Source organism: Pseudomonas syringae, from assembly GCF_001698815.1.
GTDB classification, from domain to species: Bacteria; Pseudomonadota; Gammaproteobacteria; order Pseudomonadales; family Pseudomonadaceae; genus Aquipseudomonas; species Aquipseudomonas syringae_A.
The window spans coordinates 1-18,358 of record NZ_LGSI01000032.1; the positions used below are offsets into that span (position 1 = coordinate 1).

The 18,358-nt window shown below is 53.8% G+C and carries 13 protein-coding genes and 3 pseudogenes; 10 read left to right on the forward strand and 6 right to left on the reverse strand.

The genetic code is table 11. The annotated features are described in order from the left end of the window. Both AFK24_RS07970 and AFK24_RS29775 read left to right on the forward strand, forming a co-directional pair. Positions 1–230 (forward strand): HNH endonuclease signature motif containing protein (locus tag AFK24_RS07970; protein ID WP_139110465.1); only part of this gene is annotated, 230 nt, incomplete at its 5' end. 104 nt (positions 231–334) lie between these two features. Next, positions 335–556, forward strand: a pseudogene (locus AFK24_RS29775) (transposase domain-containing protein); the annotation flags it as partial. 240 nt (positions 557–796) lie between these two features. Here AFK24_RS29775 and AFK24_RS07975 read toward each other — a convergent pair. Next, positions 797–1,435, reverse strand: coding sequence for a LysE family translocator (locus AFK24_RS07975; RefSeq protein ID WP_065832745.1), 639 nt, complete (start codon positions 1,433–1,435; stop codon positions 797–799). Between the two features lie 455 nt (positions 1,436–1,890). On the opposite strand from AFK24_RS07975, the gene AFK24_RS07980 reads away from it, so the two are divergent. The 7 genes and pseudogenes from AFK24_RS07980 to AFK24_RS08010 all read left to right on the forward strand — a co-directional run. After that, positions 1,891–3,207 carry a GTPase-associated system all-helical protein GASH gene (locus AFK24_RS07980; protein WP_065832746.1) on the forward strand — a complete coding sequence of 439 codons (1,317 nt, stop codon included), beginning with the start codon at positions 1,891–1,893 and terminating at the stop codon, positions 3,205–3,207. Positions 3,208–3,379: 172 nt separating this feature from the next. Next, on the forward strand, positions 3,380–4,165 hold the full coding sequence (locus AFK24_RS07985) for a TRAFAC clade GTPase domain-containing protein (RefSeq protein WP_080482078.1): 786 nt from the start codon (positions 3,380–3,382) through the stop codon (positions 4,163–4,165). A 3-nt stretch (positions 4,166–4,168) separates the two neighbouring features. After that, on the forward strand, positions 4,169–5,005 hold the full coding sequence (locus AFK24_RS07990; RefSeq protein ID WP_065832858.1) for a hypothetical protein: 837 nt from the start codon (positions 4,169–4,171) through the stop codon (positions 5,003–5,005). Positions 5,006–5,009: 4 nt separating this feature from the next. After that, a complete protein-coding gene (locus AFK24_RS07995; protein ID WP_065832748.1) occupies positions 5,010–7,496 on the forward strand; it encodes an effector-associated domain EAD1-containing protein in 2,487 nt (828 codons plus the stop codon). Between the two features lie 26 nt (positions 7,497–7,522). Beyond that, positions 7,523–8,611, forward strand: coding sequence for a caspase family protein (locus AFK24_RS08000; RefSeq protein ID WP_065832749.1), 1,089 nt, complete (start codon positions 7,523–7,525; stop codon positions 8,609–8,611). Positions 8,612–8,841: 230 nt separating this feature from the next. Then, on the forward strand, positions 8,842–9,885 hold the full coding sequence (locus tag AFK24_RS08005) for a hypothetical protein (protein ID WP_065832750.1): 1,044 nt from the start codon (positions 8,842–8,844) through the stop codon (positions 9,883–9,885). A 344-nt stretch (positions 9,886–10,229) separates the two neighbouring features. Beyond that, positions 10,230–10,490: pseudogene (locus AFK24_RS08010) on the forward strand (transposase); the annotation flags it as partial. Between the two features lie 260 nt (positions 10,491–10,750). Here the strand turns inward: AFK24_RS08010 and AFK24_RS08015 are convergent. Next, positions 10,751–11,776 (reverse strand): IS110 family transposase, encoded by a 1,026-nt coding sequence (locus AFK24_RS08015; protein WP_065832751.1) that lies wholly within the window; start codon positions 11,774–11,776, stop codon positions 10,751–10,753. Positions 11,777–11,849: 73 nt separating this feature from the next. On the opposite strand from AFK24_RS08015, the pseudogene AFK24_RS08020 reads away from it, so the two are divergent. Beyond that, positions 11,850–12,749, forward strand: a pseudogene (locus AFK24_RS08020) (IS3 family transposase); the annotation flags it as partial. Between the two features lie 96 nt (positions 12,750–12,845). Here the strand turns inward: AFK24_RS08020 and AFK24_RS08025 are convergent. The 4 genes from AFK24_RS08025 to AFK24_RS08040 all read right to left on the reverse strand — a co-directional run bounded on the left by AFK24_RS08025 (position 12,846) and on the right by AFK24_RS08040 (position 18,236). Next, on the reverse strand, positions 12,846–13,823 hold the full coding sequence (locus AFK24_RS08025) for a hypothetical protein (RefSeq protein WP_065832753.1): 978 nt from the start codon (positions 13,821–13,823) through the stop codon (positions 12,846–12,848). A gap of 459 nt (positions 13,824–14,282) precedes the next feature. Further along, entirely contained in the window at positions 14,283–15,299 is a 1,017-nt protein-coding gene (locus AFK24_RS08030; RefSeq protein ID WP_065832754.1) for a TniQ family protein, read from the reverse strand. A 323-nt stretch (positions 15,300–15,622) separates the two neighbouring features. Further along, entirely contained in the window at positions 15,623–17,458 is a 1,836-nt protein-coding gene (gene glmS / locus AFK24_RS08035; RefSeq protein WP_065832755.1) for a glutamine--fructose-6-phosphate transaminase (isomerizing), read from the reverse strand. A 10-nt stretch (positions 17,459–17,468) separates the two neighbouring features. Beyond that, entirely contained in the window at positions 17,469–18,236 is a 768-nt protein-coding gene (locus AFK24_RS08040) for a DeoR family transcriptional regulator (protein ID WP_065832859.1), read from the reverse strand. Positions 18,237–18,358: the final 122 nt, after the last annotated feature.

Here is an 18,358-nt window from a genome sequence, read left to right on the forward strand (position 1 = left end):
ACAAGAAAATGCTCAAATCAACGAAGGGACGAGCGAAGCTTTATCGCGTCTGGCGACAGCAAGGCGGCCTATGTTCTGTTTGTCATAAGCCCGTTACCAAAGATACGCCGTGGCATAGTCGCCACATCGTAAAGTTGGCCGACGGGGGAACGGACGCCGCAGTCAATCTTGAGATCTATCACCTGCGTTGCCCCAGAGATCAGCAGTACGCCAATGTTAAAGAGGTATAACCGGGTACTTAACAGTGCCTTTGTAGAGGCTTGAGCCGTGTGCTGGGAAACTCGCATGCACGGTTCTTAGGGGGTTGGACGCGGGTAACCGCGTCTGACTACCCGACAACCAGATCAGGCCATGGGCTCTTGGGCGCAAGAACTGGCTCTTCGCAGGATCGCTACGCAGCGGAAAACGGGCTGCGGCGATCATGAGTTTGATCCACTCAGCGCGGCTAAATGGTCATGACCCGTACGCCTATCTCAAGGATGTCCTGACGCGGCTACCGACGCAGCGGGCGAGTGAGATCGATGAGTTGCTGCCGCATAAGTGGAAATCGGTTTAATCAAGTAAAGCATGATGCCGACCATGGGCTCTTGGACGCAAGAATTGGGCCTTCACAAAATTGTGGCGCAGTGGCAACACCACGCCGGCGTTGCTGAACCTATTGCAGGCTCGGCCAAACTCATCGGTTACGCCCTAATAGTTATTTGAGGGACGTTCTGACGGGAATTTCGATGCAGCAATCAGGTGAGATCACCGAACTGTTTTCTCCTAAATGGCTGCTGGAGTAACTTAATGATTTCTACGATCCAAGTTCACTTGAGGTCAAAATTAGCTTTACGCCCAATGCGCCAATCGTCAGCGCAGCGGCGCGATCAATAATTGATTTGGCGTTTAAGTAAATTTCTTTCGGTCGGGAGCTTGAGAAAGCTAGCGCCACAATTGCATACCACCCCGCCTCGACTAAAAAGGTCATGACAATGAGGACGGGATAGCACCAAAACGGGACGTTCTGAGGCAGGAGTGCTACAAAAATACCTCCATAGACAAGTGCCGTTTTTGGGTTGCTGAGCTGTGTGCTGAAACCCATCCAAAAAGATTTCAAAAAATCACGCTCTCTGTCTACCGGCTCGGTGACCAGATCGAGTGGCTTTGAGGCTCCGCTCCATATCTGACTGGCGATGTGAAACAGGTAAAGCGCACCTGCAACCTTCACCGTTACGTATAGCCACTCAACTGATGCCAATAACGAATAGAACCCAGCCAGTGCCATGCCACAAAAAACTACGCCGCCGACTCCCATGCCGAGCGCAGTAGCAGCACCATCCGCACGGGATAATAAAACGCTGTTACGCGCTACAATTACGAAGCTGGGGCCTGGACTCATGGCCCCTAGCAATAGCGCGGCCATAATTGAAATGATGGAGATCCATACGTCCATTACACGCTTCCCGTAGCAAAGAATACCAATACTAAGCAATTTTCATGCACATCAGCGCGACCAGGCATCAAGCCTCATCTGACGAAATGAGGTTGGGGGAGGTACCTAAACATCACAACACTTCTTGTTATGACGTCGCCGTGCTGCGTTGTCGTGTGGACGACTTGGCCGCATGCATACGATGCGACTCGTGAGAAGCAATGAAAAATCACTGCCGAAATTCGTTATCGGTAAACCGCGCAAGGTGAGTTTGCTGGTCGCTTACATAGGAGATACCAAGAGTCGCCAACGAACGGTCGAGCTTTGGTTACCATCGAGAGCTGGTGGCTACCGGAGATGGACGTGCGCATGGTGTACGGTTGCCGCTATATCGCCACCATTGGAGTGTTATCATCTGCGAGCAGAGTCAGGACCAATTAGCTCCACCAAATAGACAGAGGTCGGGAGACAAGGGAATGGAAGAAGAATTTCTGTTGAAGTTTCTTGAAATTGGAGCTATCGACCTTAAAGGCGATGACACCAAACTGGAAAAGCTTCGATCCACGGCTAAAGATCTGGCAGCCAGTGTTCGAAAGGCCCCCTCAAAGACAATCAGATACACGATGGTGGCGGCCGACCCCAATATTCCAGCTACGGACCCGACCGTAGAAGAGGCGATGGCCCACCTTCGTAAGCAATGGGAAACTGTTTCATATGCGTTTTCCACGCGTCCTATAAGCATTTTACGTGCCGTTCTTCTGGACGCGATCATGCAGGCAGCTCGCGCAGATGATGCGATTGCCGTTGCCTTCGTCAATACGGCGCGTAATGCGCTGTCTCACGCCGAAACCTCCGACGAAGCTGAGATTTGGCGCGAAGCTGTTAGCGAAATAGAGACAAAGGTTGATGCGCGAGCCGAGGCAGAGTGGGCTACGCCGGAGATGATTACGGTGGATGCGTTGCAGTTCAAGTCTCCAGCGCCTGTGGCTATAGACTATGAGGCACCCACAGTTGATCAGGCTGAGCTCCGAGAATACATCCATTCGGCCGCGGGACCATGGGGTCCTCACAGTCCAAATCAGTATGGGTCGAACCAGCCTCAACAGTGGGCTGCATCATTTGCAACCAAGATGAGCGTCGCCATCGCAGAAGCTATGAATAAACTGGCCGAGGGGCTTGCGCCGGTACCTGTCGACTTATCCGGCCCCCTATCTACGCTGGCGGATGCGGTCACCGCTCACGTTGAGAATGCTTTATCCAGTTTCAGCAGCGCCACTGCAGGTCTACAGCGCCGTACCAATCTGCTTTGGTGGAAAGAGGCGCTGTATTCCCCGAGCGCTCACGCGAGCTACCTCGACCTGCCGCCTTTCGAGGCCTCTGCGTTGATGGCCCTCGACCTGCACGAGCAAGTCCCCACCTATTCTCCGGCGAGCGTTTCGGCCTTCCTGCGGGAGGCGATTCGCTGTCTTCCGGTTATAGATGGAGGACAGAACAACGGTGAGCGTGACGTCGCCAGCCTAGTGTGCGACGCCAGGACAATCGCATTCATGCAGCCTTTCCGCGCGCTGGCTGCTAAGTACACACCTGAACCAGTTGGGCGAGGACCTCTGCTGTCGTTGATTGGACATCTGAGGAATTCAGGTGCAATCGAAGCGACAACTCTGCGTACCCTTGGTGGCGTTGATGCTTCCACCAAGATGACCCCATCCGAGTGGGGAACATACTTATTCCGTGAGCTTCAGAGTGCACGCGCCATAAGTCAAAGCCCAACCAAAAGGCTCAAGAAGAATTAAGACGCCTATGGACAGATGTCCTCACCCCAACTGTTTCGCTGATGACAACACGACTTGCACGCTGGGTCACATCCGGCGCGACGTCTGCCCCGACTGGAAACGTGGAAGCAAAGGTGAAGTAACCGCTTCGGATGATGACGACCATTTGCTGCTCCCATGGAGCGGTTTGGCGATGGGTGAGTCTGACCTCAACTTTGTCAACGGTAAGATCAAACCCATCACTGTCGGTATCGTCGGCCCCGAAAGCGCAGGCAAGACGACACTTCTCGGTGCGTTCTATCTGCTGCTGGGGCAAGGTGCACTGACTGATGATGCCAATTTATTCAGCAACTCCTACACGCTGGCAGGGTGGGAGGCGGTGGCGACGTATTTGCGTTGGAAGCCAGGGCAGCCCCCAAGCTTTCCGCCCCATACACCTAGCGGAGCGGCTCGAGCACCCGGCATGCTTCATCTTGCCTTTCGCCGTGAAGACGGTTCGCTACGCGACTTTCTTTTTGCCGATGCACCTGGAGAGTGGTTTCAGAAGTGGGCGATCAACGAGCAGGCTGCCGACGCGGATGGAGCCCGCTGGATTGCTCGGCACGCAGACGTCACGCTACTGATTGCTGACCGTCAGGCTCTTGCTGGCCCCAAAATGGGGACCGCTAGAAACGACTTTCAACTGCTTGCTCAGCGTGCAGTAGCCGAGTCTCGCGGGCGACGCTTGGCACTCGTCTGGACGAAGGGGGATGTAGATGTGGCAGAGGCGATGGAGGCGCAGATCAGAAAAGCAGTGGCCTCGCACTCATCTAGCGTTCCAGAGTTCGTAGTCAGCGTATCAGCTAGCGGCAAGGCCGATGCTGCAGAGGGCTTCCGCGAGGTATTTGACTGGGTTCTCCGCACTAAACGCGCGGGGGTTGATTTACCCATGACTGAAGTCATTGGTCACGATCCACTTTTTCGATTTGGTAGGAGATAGTTGGTGGCTGCACAACACACCATCTTGTTAGTCGGTGAGTCAAACGTCGGCAAGACTCACTACGGGGCCCAGTTTTTGAAACGGCTCATGGTGAAGTCTTGCAAGCTCAAGATGACAGGAGCTCCAACAAACCTTGAAGCATTCACTACGGCTCTCAGTTGCCTGACTGAGGGGAAGGCTACCGACCACACGCCGGCTAATATCTATACCGAAAGCGTATGGCCGATTACGGACCATGCTGGCCGGTATGCCGAATTGGTTTGGCCAGACTACGGCGGCGAACAGGTTCGTAGTCTTGTGGCGCAACGCCGGATCCCGGCAGCCTGGCGTGATCGCGTGGTCGAAGCCACAGACTGGGTAGTGCTCATTAGACTGCATTCTCTTCGGTCCGAAGACGACTTGTTCTCGCGACCGCTGCAGTCGTTCGCTGCAGTTGAGCCACAGGGCGAGACGGCAACACACGAGCTGTCAGATCAAGCAAGGACAGTGGAACTCCTTCAAATGCTGCTCTACTTGGCGCAGTTCAACTTGGATCGGCCTCTTGCCAAACCGCGCTTAACGCTCTTGCTGAGCTGCTGGGATGAGCTTGAAACTACGGAGATGCCGGCTGATCTCTTGGCGTCTCGACTGCCGATGCTGTGGTCGTTCGTACGCAGCAATTGGGTATCGCCTACTGTTCTTGGCCTATCAGCTCTGGAGCGAGCGCTAAGCATGACGGATGCAGACCAAGAGTACGCAATCCGTGGCCCTGAAGAGTTCGGTTACGTGGTGCTACCCAACGGTGGGAAGAACCCCGATATTACCCTACCGATCCAACAATTGATGGCAGGCGAGACATAAGTGCATGCGAGTTGAGCAGGCCGTTTATGGCGAGATCCTTGGCCGTGGTCACGGATTGAGAACATCGAGTACAAATGCACCGGTAGCTGCTGCTATTGCATCAAAGCTCGACTTGCCAGATGTAGTGCCCCCCGGCGTGCAAGCTTGGTCGCCGTTTGTTCGCGGTTTTCCTATAGACGGCCATTACGTTGTCGCTCGCACGTTTCTGGATTCGAGCGCGTCGCGCGGTGGAATGGTGCTGACTCATGCGCTAATCGTCAGCTTGGAAGATATGTGCGAGGTAGGAAGTTTAGCCGCGCTATTTGGGCGGCTGGCAGCCTCGGTGACAGAGTGCCCTGCATCAGTGGTAACGCTTGAGCTTGAGAATGCCCCCAGCAGTTCCGTGCTGGCAGCTGACTTGATAGGCACGGCCAACGCATTGACAGCTTCGGGACTCACTCCAGTTGTACGACTAAGTGTCGAAGGATTTGAGCAACTCGTCGATTCCCTATGGAAGAACCTCTGGCCGGCCTTAAGACGCACCTTCGCGTTCCGACTGAGCTTCGGTCCGAACGACCTGGTAGAGAAACCGACGCCGGCACTTGTATGCACGCCTGAGCAGCTCCAAGCTCGCTGGACAAAGCACCAAATCGTCAGCTCTGATGATAAGAATCCTAACTCTGAATCCGCCGGCATTCTTTGCGGCCAGCGCGATGTGCAGCCAACTCTGGACCTCGCCGAGGACCTAGGCCTTGAAGTTCATACGCTCAGGGAGTTGAGCCGACTTGAGCGGCTACAAGCTCTCCTCTCTGGCGGAGAAAGCTTCGATGAATTGCTGGCTGCAATACGCTTAGCAGACGGACTGTCAAATCAACCGACGTTCGGTGCATGCATAAAGGACAGATTGATCAGTCGGTTCACAGCCTTGATTCCTGACGCAGGCTGCAGGCAGTTAATGCTAATGAGGAACTTGGCGCTCCCTGGCTTTACCAGCACGCGGCCGTTGTGGTCGGCGGTTGAGCTACTCGTGAGTAACCTTGAGTTTGCGCCTGCAGACGACAGCGTCTTAACGCAGATGATCGCTGCCTCAATTGATGAAGATCTCGCATTACCGCTCTGGTGCGCTGCAGTGAAAAACGGCTTATCGACTGCCGCTCTTCGAGACAAAAACGCCATTTACCTCGCAATTTGGAGATGGGCCGCACATAACCAGAGCGCGTTTTCCACAGCGGTAGATAACTTACCGGCTACTGAAACAGTTGAGCAGAGGCTGGCAGGCCAAGTACCCAGAAAGCTCACTGCCACCTCATCAGACACTTTGCTCTCGCCGCTGCTGAAGAAGCGCTGGCTCACCGCGCACGGCGCCGTGCTAGCGGCTACGCTTCCCCCCATTGACGCAACTGGCCAACAGCTTAAGGTAGATAAAAACCTAGATCACATCGCTGGTTTGCGGTCGGTCCTTCGATTTGCGAGCCCTATTGAAGCTTTAGACTGTGCGCTCGTGCATAAGGATTTGCGGCTGGTCGGACTATGCGCAGAGCAGGCTGCTGTCCATCCTGAGATTCTTTCTCACATCCTCTGCAAAGACATCACAGAGCAACAGCTGTGGGGCATGGCGATAGTCAAGGACGCTTCGCTGTGGAACGCACCTAGCAACGCCATCGGTGCGCGTGACACTGTTTTTGCTCAGCTCATCGAGGGAGTATCCGTCGACACCGGCTTACTCAAGGCGATGGCTAAGACCCCCTTGGCTGACCTATCAGCCACCTCGGAGCGGGCGCGGCTCTGGTCACTCCTGCCCGCTTCGCAACGAGAGCACTACCTTCAAGCGACCGCAATCGGCTGGCTGGAAGCCGGGGAGAAAGGCTCAGTAGTAACTACCCCTGAAGCTCCACTTGAACAAGCAATAATGGCGAGCGCGAATCTGCGATCAATGCTTGAAAGGTCTTCGGTGCCGGTTGATACGCGTCTAGCAATCGTCAGTGGCCTCCAGTCGTTTTCCGAAGAGCAGTTTATTGGGTGGCTGAACAACGTCTTGAAAGGCCCTCAAATGCTGTCTCACGCGGCATCTGAGCAGCTGGGGACGCTAGTCGTCGCCCGACATTGGGACCGCGCGGCTAGGTATCTTTCGGATCGGCTTGCCAACCGGCCTGATATCAAGCCAGGGCTAAGGTTGTGCGCAAACTTGCTTAGCATTTATAAGCGCTGGATGCTTGGTATCGCAAAGCTAAGCGCTGCCGAGAAGTGGAAAGCATTTGAAGCTGAGGTCTGTGATCTCTATCAAAGCGGTCCGGATAGTGAAGAACTCTGGTCTCGCGCTGGTGGCAAGAATTCAGACTTGCCTGGAGGGTATCAAAACGGGGCAGCCCGTTGGCACACTGCATTGAATTCAGTCCGCTCCGGCGGCCGTCCGACAGCACGTGATCTACTTAAAATAATGTCCCAAGACTTTCCCATGAACGAGAAGCTGCGCCTCTTTGCTGGCGATACGGATATTGTTGGCTGGCGTTAAACCTCCCCCTACACATGGCATGAATCATGAACTCAACTGGCTACCCGCAAGGCCACGCCCTTCTTATTGGTGTGGCGAACTATCAGCATATCTCCAAGCTGCCTACCGCGATTCTGAATGACGTCAACGACGTCGCCGCTACGCTAACATCGCCGGATCACTGTGGTTATCACCCTGCTAATGTCGTCACTCTGATAGACGCTAACGCTACTCGGGCAGCGGTACTGAAAGGGCTAGACGAACTGGCTACCCGGGCCGGGACTGATGATACCGCTATCGTGTTCTTCTCCGGCCATGGTGGCGTCGTAGGCAACCCAGCCAATGAAGACAGCGTGCTGGCCACTGTGGATAGCGATCTTGCTGACATTGAAAACACGTCCATCAGCTCGAATGAGTTAGCTGCTGCGCTTGCGCAGATCAAGGCGAAGCGACTTTTGGTCTTCATCGATGCTTGTCATGCGGGAGGGGCTGCGATCTCGAAATATTTGACTGATGACAAGGGCCACGAGCTCAAGTCAGGCTATAGCCAAAATACGTTCGCGAAGCTGGCAGTTGGTAGCGGACGTGCATTAATGGCATCTTGCCGTGCTAACGAAGAGTCGTCTGTGTTTGTTGGTGCGAGGAACAGTGTGTTCACGACTACGCTGCTGGCAGGTTTACGCGGTTCTGCCGACAAGAGCGCAAGCGGCTTCATCAAGGTTTTTGACTTGTTTAACTATATCTCCGAAGAAGTGCCTAAGCTCATCCCGGATGAACAGCACCCAACTTTTAAGGCTGACAATCTTGAGGTTAATTTTGCTGTTGCGCTAAGCCTGGGCGGAAAGAAGTCCCCGTACAATCCTGATGCAACGCGACCGGTGCAAGGGGAGCCAGCGTGGTCGGTACTAGAGAAGATCTTGATCGAGATTTATCCATTCGGACCTCGGGACCAAGAAGTATGGAGTCGCGCTGGCGGTGACCTGTCCCGTCTCCAACTCCATCCTTCAGGTCAGGCTGCTTGGCATGCGGCGCTTCGCACCCTTAAGCAGGGCGGCGGCGGCGGCATCAGCTTCGGCAGCTTGCTAAGTACAGCGAGGGAAGATTTTTCAAACAATCCGCAGTTGACGGCACTGTAGATGCATTAAGGGTCGCATCATCACTGGCACGCGGTTCACTGTGCTGCAGCATGGCTGCAGATACGGGCTTGAGTCGCACTGTTAATTGCGAGCGTGCCAGATCGAGACTTTCAGTGACCCGCTTCAATAGTCGTCACCCGGCAGCAAAGGGTGGGTACGCAATCCATATGCGCGAGCATGCGACCTCCACGACTTCCACAAAATTCAAAACGTTCAGGATGCCTTGTTAAATGAAAATCTCGTCTTATGACGTAATGCCAATCAATGATGCCGATAAATTCGAAGATTTTTGTTGTGATCTCTGGAAGGCAACCTGGCGCTCCCCTACAACTCAGAAGCACGGTCGAAAGGGGCAGGCGCAACAAGGTGTTGATGTTTACGGGGTTCCGAGCGGCGAGATGCGTTTTCATGGAGTTCAGTGCAAACGCAGGTCCAACGCACTGGGCTCAAAGCTCACCGAAAAAGAAGTTCTAGAAGAGGTTGAAGAAGCCAAGAAATTTCAGCCAGCCTTGCAGCATTTAATCATCGCGACAACATCACCGAGTGATGGACCTCTTCAAGCATTAGCAAGAACCATCACGCTTGAAAATACAGCAAACAACCTGTTTAGTGTGACAATCTTGGGCTGGGGTGAGATCCTTCTAATGTTGGATGAGCATGAGGCGATTGCGAGAAAATATTATCCAAACATGTTCAGTACAGATACTCTCGCTAAGAAGAAGGAAGCTCTACTGGTAGAAGAAAATCCAACTATCCTCGAAGTGCAAGACCTTAGAATAGAGTCCTTCCTAGGAGATAGCGAACAATTTCTTACACTCCAAGTTGAGAACATGAGCAAGCTCACCGCACAGAACATAAAGCTTGATATTCATTTGCCAGTAGTGGATGGCCAAGCTGTGATTGTAGACTTCACTCCCAGCCAATGTATTAACATTAATGCCATACCTAACTATTCTATTTCTGCAGGAAAAAGCCAGCTAATACCTTTCGCATCTGTATCAGAAGCTCACCAAAAGCTCAGCAGAGATCTGAATCCGTGGCGCCTAGTGGGCGTTGGATTGCACCCCAATATCCCTGACGACGTCACGCAACGAATCCGCCAGAATGACCCTTCTATTTTTCTACCCATGCTTTCTGTAAATTCAATTGGTTTTGCGATTACCCTCGCATGGTCGACTATCTTTGGGCAGGAGAAGAAAGTGACCTTAGGTGGCTTTCTCTACCTCTGGGATGAGGCTGGAGATATGCGTTTCGCTGAGAAAGCCATATTTTAATACGTTCCCCTACGGAGTTTCAGGAACTAGTGGTTAGGCTTCAAAAAATATGCATTTTTCGAGATACTTGTGAAGCGCAAGCCCGCATGGACGGACTTGCGTATTTCGACATTAGACGAAATGCCATTGGCGGGATGACGTTACGTTGGACATAGAAACGCGATAATTCATCGAGTGGCCCTAGTATCTTCATCAAACTGATGCAGTGGCATGTCTAAAGCGGAGCTGATTTATGAGCACTCCTCACAAGCCTGATTTTGCTCGTCTCCCTATCAAGTGGTGTAGTGGTCTAATGAAACCGGACACCCATTTAGGCGAGAATGCTCGCCAGATAGAGGTGTCTGATGACCAAACAACGCCGTACCTTTTCCGCTGAATTCAAACGCGAGGCCGCAGGCCTCGTGCTCGATCAAGGCTATAGCCATATCGAAGCCTGTCGCTCGCTCGGAGTGGTCGAGTCTGCATTGCGTCGCTGGGTCAACCAGCTTCAACAGGAGCGCAACGGTGTAACTCCACAGAGCAAAGCCCTGACGCCCGAGCAGCAGAAAATTCAGGAGCTGGAAGCCCGGATTGCCCGTCTTGAGCGGGAGAAATCCATTTTAAAAAATCTATGGTCACCCCCGTTTTTGCAATGCTGATTATTGGGCGAAGTGCTTGGCTTGCTTAAATCTATCCGGCGTCTATTGGGTGAGTCACCCGCGCCATGATGAGAGTCGCGCCTGACGATCCTGAAAAGGCTAACGGCTTCTTGCAGAGCCGATTTTTAAAGCAGGTTCTTCGCCAGGCCGGTGGGCCGTTCACGTCATCCATTGTTCAGCTATCGCAAAACCTGAAAGTGGTTCGTGGCACTAGAACAACAGCTGGGTCAGATAGCCACGGCATCTGGCCCTGCATTAAATACTCCATGACCAGCTGAGATCGCCCAAGCGATCCGAGCCAGTTTGTTGGCCAAGGCACAGGCCACCACGTTCGAGTGCCGTCGTATCAGCAGCGAGCGAACCCAATCTGCCAACGCACCATGCTGGATTTTCAATTGCTGAAGATAAACTCGAGCACACTGAACCAATAATCGCCTGAGATTTTTGTCACCGCGCTTGCTGATTCCCAGCAAAGTGGCCTTACCCCCGGTGCTGTATTGCCTTGGCACCAAGCCAATAGATGCAGCGAAGTCACGACTACACGCATACTGCTTGCCATCGCCCATTTCCACAGCCAACAGGCTGGCGGTGATCGGGCCGACACATGGAATGCTCAGTAAACGACTGCCAAGATCATCGTCAGCCAGTTGGCGGGCCAGCTCCTTATCCAAATCCCTGATTTGGCCGTCTAGGTAGTTGAAGTGTTCGCGCAAACGATCCAAGAGTGTCATGAGACGAGTGGGCAGCTCATGCTGAGTCAGGATGACCGGCAGGCGCTTCATGATAGCCAACCCTCTGGGTAGGCTAATCCCGAACTCCAACAGGAAACCATGCATCTGGTTGACGGTTTTGGTGCGGTCTCGCACCAGTGACTCTCGTAGACGATGCAAAACCGAAAGCGTCTGCTGGGCTTCGGTCTTAGGCGAAACGAAACGCATGGACGGACGTGATGCCGCTTCGCAGATGGCTTCGGCATCGACAAAATCGTTTTTGTTACCCTTGACGTAAGGGCGAACGAACTGAGGGGAAATCAGCTTGGCTTCATGCCCCATGACCATCAACTGGCGAGCAACGAAATGCGCTCCAGCACAGGCCTCCATCACTACGGTACATACCGGAAGGTTGCTGAAGAACTGCATCATCTGCTGACGTGAGAGTTTCTTACGAAACACCCCCCGGCCTGTCTTGTCCTGACCGTGCAGATGAAAGCTGTGTTTGCCGAGATCAATCCCGACCATTGCTAACTCGCTCATGATGATGGCCTCCGAAACGTAACCCCCTGGGAAAGCCTAGCTCTCTCAAGGTGTGGGGGTGACCATCTCATTAGGCTACCGCGCTCTTGATGTCGGAAGAACACGAGCGCATGCGCTAATTGATCAGCTAAGTGCGCGTGAGTCAGTTGAGTTGCTGTGCGAAGCCTTTGAAGTACCGCGCTCCTGCTACTACGACCATTGCCTGCGACGCCGCGCTCCAGATGTTGAGCGGATTCGATTACGCAGTCGCGTCAACGAATTGTTCACGCAAAGTCGAAGCGCTGCCGGCAGCCGCAGCATCGTGTCGATGATGCAGGAAGATGGCGAGCAGATTGGCCGGTTCAAGGTACGTGGCCTGATGCGGGAGCTGGGATTGATCAGTAAGCAACCGGGCTCGCATGCTTATAAAAAAGCGACGGTGGAGCGACCAGATATTCCGAATATTTTGAATCGAGAGTTCGATGTTCCTGCGCCCAATCAGGTGTGGTGTGGCGACATCACTTACATCTGGGCACAAGGGAAATGGCATTACCTGGCTGTGGTTATGGATCTCTTCGCGCGCCGAGTGGTGGGCTGGGCATTGTCGAGCAAACCGGATACGGATCTGGTGATCACGGCGCTGGATATGGCCTATGAACAACGCGGTAAGCCTCAGGGCCTGCTGTTTCACTCGGATCAGGGCTCGCAATACGGCAGCCGACAGTTTCGCCAACGGCTCTGGCGATATCGCATACGTCAGAGCATGAGTCGTCGAGGTAATTGCTACGATAACTCGCCGATGGAGCGTGTTTTCCGGAGTCTAAAAACTGAGTGGATACCGACCGTTGGCTACATGACGGCCCAAGAGGCACAGCGAGACATCAGTCATTATTTGATGCATCGATACAACTGGATTCGGCCACACCAGTTCAATAACGGACTGGCGCCAGCTCAGTCCGAAAAAAGACTTAACGTCGTGTCCGGGATCAGTTGACCACTACATGGATTCAAAGGGGTGGTGGAGGACTGGGCGGACTGAATCGCCCTGGATTCTCTAGACATTTTCCAAGCTCGTACGGACTCCCCATCCTTAGGCCAGTACTGGTAACCGCGCAGCTTTTTTTTTAGTATCGATAGAGGACAGCAGCCCCAATGATCGACTGAAGCTTTTGTTCTGATTCCATTCAGCTTCTTGGAGCGAGTTTGCTACCCCTCCCTTGGCACCTGTTGGCGCAGCGGCTGGTAATGCCACTTGGAAGGAAGCCACGGGAACGATAGAAAGGAGCCCCAAACGCTGCAGCTCGTGCACATCTGAATTAGGATTGAATTTTCCACTAGTCCTTGTGCCTGCCTTCGTATTGATGTGATCCAGCCACTCAGACAGGAAGGATGATTTAGCATCTTCATCGAAGCTGCTCGCATCAACTTTTACCTGCACCGCACCTAACGAGCGAGGGTTTTTGGAGTCTGGGATAACTGTAGCTTGGAAATTCAGACGTATAAGCGCCGAATTACCTAGATCGTGTAATTCATCAAGACCTGCGGCATTGCGCGCGCTGCGAAGCATATCTAAATAGGCCTGCCGGTCTCGAAAATCGTCGAAAGGGCTCGTAGAAATGGAAGTAGCTGAGATTGGTTTGGCTTCGCTGCCTGGTGCGGCTACCATGGCGCTGAGCATTCGGTCAATCTGCACTTTCAACTGATCGATTGAACTTGCCGTAACTCCGCTGGTGGCTGCAACTGGCTCACCGTCGTCAATCAGATTTAAATTTGAATTTATCGGGTCTGTTTGCACCTGCATCTTGGCGCGAATCAATTCTGCATCGCGGCGTAACTGTTCGAGCTGCAGCTGTAATCGCAGAGTGCTGATTTCTTGCTGGATATCATTGGTTTCCAATGCGCGTCGATAATTTAACCCAGCCGCTGGGTCGAACTTAAGTCCAAGCGCAGCTGAAAATGCGCTGATCTGTTCGATTTCCCGAATGATGTCCGGCTTGAATTGGACAGTATCAACCCCGTTAATTAAGGTTTGAATACGGGAGACTTCACGCGAACGCTCACTGATCAAAGCTTCACGACTATAGAGCTTAGGGTCTTCAAGCCGACACGCACGACCCTGTGTAAGGTTGGAGAACCGTCTAGCTCATGCCTAAAAACGGTGAGCTGGTGCTGCTGTCTGCCATCTGCCTTGAGGTCCCTGCGGTAAGCTACCGGCGATCGGGCTTGTTTGACAGCGGCCTCGGCGTGCGGGACTTTAGATCTGAGCGCGAAACCAGTCGCCTCCCAGCGGTGTTGACTGGCGTAGGAACTCCGTCGGCGGTTGGGACGCCAGCGCAGAGTGAGACCTCCACCCCCTCCCGAGGGGGTGTACCCAACGCGGAAATACTATCATGGCTCTTCTATAGCCACTGCTCATACGAGCGCTATGAGCCTAAACAAGGGATAGCTGGATTGTGTGGATCAACCCACATTGGAGACCGTTCAACACCAGGCTCTTTAGGATAATCAATCCGGCAGCAGGGGTAGACTATATTCTCACATAATCACCGCTACCGAACTCTGGAGATCGGGACGAAGGGAATGGACAATACCATTCACCCACACCTGAAGTGTAATCCTCTCGGATATAGAAAGCTGACTCATGCCCTCCAGCGCGAAATGTCGACCATAACGAAGTGATGTCGCGCATACCTTCTTCTGATCTGACCAAGTCTCTGATGAACTCCTCAAAATCAACATACAAAAGCGCTAGAGCGTTGAACATCGCGTCAAAATCTACTGATTCGAAATAATATCCGACATTATCACCAGAAAGCTTTTTAAACCGCGTCAACTGCTCATTGATTATCTTAGATAAGACCTCAAAAAGTTCAACCTGAGAAGCCTTCATTCGTTTCTTCGCCACACCTGAGCAAAGTCTTAACGACAATGTTTCCAAAGCAGGCAACAAAGGGATATGGAATGGATAGCTGCAAATTTCCTCGAAGACAATCGAGCGTTTTAGCGCAGAACTATCAGGGTTTAGTCGTGATGCGCACCCTTGCAGATATTCACCTTTACATCCTTTCCACATCACATCAAGGCCGTGGCCCGGCGAATCAAACCGCTTGCTGCACATAGGACATTTGGCTTCCAGCACGACGTTATGTACCGGGCACACCGTCAAGCCGCCGATTGCGTTTCTACGCCAATAAGAGTAACCCAGCGAAGAAATATCAGACCTTACACACTCTGGGCAAAATTTAGGGTTTGGTTCGAACCCAATTCCATATTCGGCGCTCTGGGAAATATACTTGGTGCCTGAATAAGCCATGTCTTGAGGGTTTTTGAATACCGACAACAATGGTTGGATGGTGTGATTATGCAAGAGCCGGTTGAATCCATAGCATCCATGCCATCCCAACATAGATGCTACGTCTCTGAAATCAGAGATGGTCAGCTCATCAATAGCATAGGATTTTTTGAAAAGATGCTGCTCTGAAAGAAACGTGCTGCGCTCGATGTAGGAGCGAATAGTCTCGTCCTGCTGTATACGTAAAAGCATAGATAAGCATCAACTCGGTTCAGATCCTGGTTTGAACGACTCGAAACCGGCAACGTGATGCGGTGACAGATCGCTTCCGACCTCTCACTGCGAACCAGTGCTTCTTGGGAGCCTCAGCTAGCGACGTTCGCGGCGTCATGAAAACGCGAAGGGGGAAAGCGGCCGCTTGCGACCGTTTTAATTCACAAGCGACAGCTTTAATTCTCAAAGACCANGCGGCGTCATGAAAACGCGAAGGGGGAAAGCGGCCGCTTGCGACCGTTTTAATTCACAAGCGACAGCTTTAATTCTCAAAGACCAGAGTTTTGTTCTCTGTGGATAACTTATTCTACAGTCACCGACTTGGCCAGGTTGCGCGGCTGATCGACGTCCGTCCCCTTGAGCACTGCCACGTAGTACGAGAGCAGTTGCAGCGGGATGGTGTAGAGGATCGGTGCCAGCGCATCGATGATGTGCGGCATGGCAATCACGTGAGTGCCTTCGCCATTGGTCATGCCGGCTTGTTCGTCAGCAAACACGATCAACTCACCGCCACGGGCGCGGACTTCCTGCAGGTTGGATTTGAGTTTTTCCAGCAGCTCGTTGTTCGGCGCAACGGTCACCACTGGCATGTCGCTGTCAACCAGCGCCAACGGACCATGCTTGAGCTCGCCAGCCGGGTAGGCTTCAGCGTGGATGTAGGAAATCTCCTTAAGCTTGAGCGCGCCTTCCATCGCCACCGGGAATTGCGCGCCACGGCCGAGAAACAGGGTGTGATTCTTCTCGGCAAACAGCTCGGCAACTTTCTCGATGGTGTTATCCATGGCCAGCGCTTCACCCAGACGAGTCGGCAGACGGCGCAGCTCTTCAACCAGCTCGGCTTCGACACCTTCACCTAATGTGCCCTGCACCTGACCCAGCGACAGCGTCAGCAGCAGCAGGCCGACCAATTGGGTGGTGAAGGCTTTGGTGGAAGCGACACCGATTTCCGGCCCGGCCTGGGTCAGCAACGTCAGGTCCGACTCGCGCACCAGCGAGCTGATGCTGACGTTGCAGATCGCCAGGCTGGCGAGGAAGCCCAGCTCTTTGGCATTGCGCAGCGCAGCCAGGGTGTCGGCGGTTTCGCCGGACTGCGAGATGGAGACGAACAGCGTGTCCGGCTGGACCACGACCTTGCGGTAGCGGAACTCGCTGGCGACTTCGACCTGACACGGGATGCCGGCCAACCCTTCCAGCCAGTAACGCGCCACCATGCCAGCGTGGTAACTGGTGCCACAGGCGACGATCTGCACATTGCGAACTTTGGCGAACAACTCGGCGGCCAGCGGGCCAAAGGCCTGGACCAATACTTGCTGCTGTCCGAGGCGACCTTCAAGCGTGCGTTGCACGACTTTTGGCTGCTCGTGGATTTCCTTGAGCATGAAGTGACGGAACGCGCCCTTGTCGGCCGCTTCCGCACCTTCGCGATACTGCACGGTTTCGCGCTCTACCGGCAGGCCGTCTACCGCCCAGATCTGTACGCTGTCGCGACGAATCTCGGCAATGTCGCCCTCTTCCATGTAGATGAAACGGTCAGTGACCTGACGCAGGGCCATTTGATCGGAGGCGAGGAAGTTTTCCCCAAGACCCAGGCCAATCACCAACGGGCTGCCACTGCGAGCGGCGACCAGACGATCCGGTTGTTTCGCACTGACCACAGCCAGACCGTAAGCGCCGTGCAATTCCTTGACTGCCGCTTTCAGGGCGACAGTCAGGTCCGGCGTGTCCTTGAGCTTGTGGTGCAGCAAGTGGACGATGACTTCGGTATCGGTATCAGAAGCGAACACATAGCCGAGACCTTTGAGGCGCTCACGCAGGGCTTCGTGATTTTCGATGATGCCGTTGTGGACAACCGCCAGTTCCTCGCCGGAGAAATGCGGGTGGGCGTTGCGTTCGCATGGCGCGCCATGAGTCGCCCAACGGGTGTGCGCGATGCCGAGACGGCCCACCAGCGGCTCACCGGCCAAGGCCTGTTCCAGTTCGCTGACTTTCCCCGAGCGGCGACGGCGTTCAAGCACACCGGCATTGCTGAAAACGGCTACACCGGCGCTGTCATAGCCGCGGTATTCCAGACGCTTGAGGCCTTCGAGCAAGATGGCGGTGATATTACGTTCCGCGACGGCACCAACGATTCCACACATAAGTTTTCTCCTAGCTGACGGCGGCGCAAATCAACGTTATGCCGCGGGCTTCAATCTGTTCGCGTGCCTCAATGGGCAGGCGATCATCGGTAATCAGGGTGTGGACACTGCTCCAGGGCAGCTCCAGATTGGGTATCTTGCGACCGACTTTGTCGGCTTCGACCATCACCACCACTTCTCGGGCCACTTCAGCCATCACCCGGCTCAAGCCCAGTAATTCGTTGAAGGTGGTAGTACCACGATTCAGATCGATGCCATCGGCACCGATGAATAACTGGTCGAAGTCGTAGGATCGCAGCACCTGCTCGGCGACCTGGCCCTGAAAGGACTCGGAATGCGGGTCCCAGGTTCCGCCAGTCATCAACAACACCGGCTCGTGTTCCAGCTCGGACAAGGCGCTGGCAACATGCAGCGAGTTGGTCATCACCACCAGTCCTGGCTGCTGACCCAGTTCCGGAATCATCGCGGCGGTGGTGCTGCCGCTGTCGATGATGATTCGCGCGTGTTCGCGAATCCTGGCAACGGCAGCACGAGCGATAGCCTGCTTGTATTTCGAGACCGGCTGACCGCCTTCGGTGATCAGCTCCTGAGGTAACGTGACCGCACCGCCATAACGGCGCAGCAGCAAGCCGTTGCTTTCGAGTGCGGTCAAATCCTTGCGAATCGTAACCTCGGAAGTTTCGAAGCGTTTCGCCAGTTCATCCACACTGACTTCGCCCTGCTCATTGAGTAAGGCGATGATGTTGTGGCGACGCTGGGGGGTGTTGCGTTTCGATATGGACACGGTTTTGTTTCGTTTCGAAAGATAACGAAGGCAATCAAAACCTATTGAGCGGAAAAAAACAAGCTGTAGGAGCGGATTTATCCGCGAGGGGTTACGATCAGGCGCCGGGATTTGCC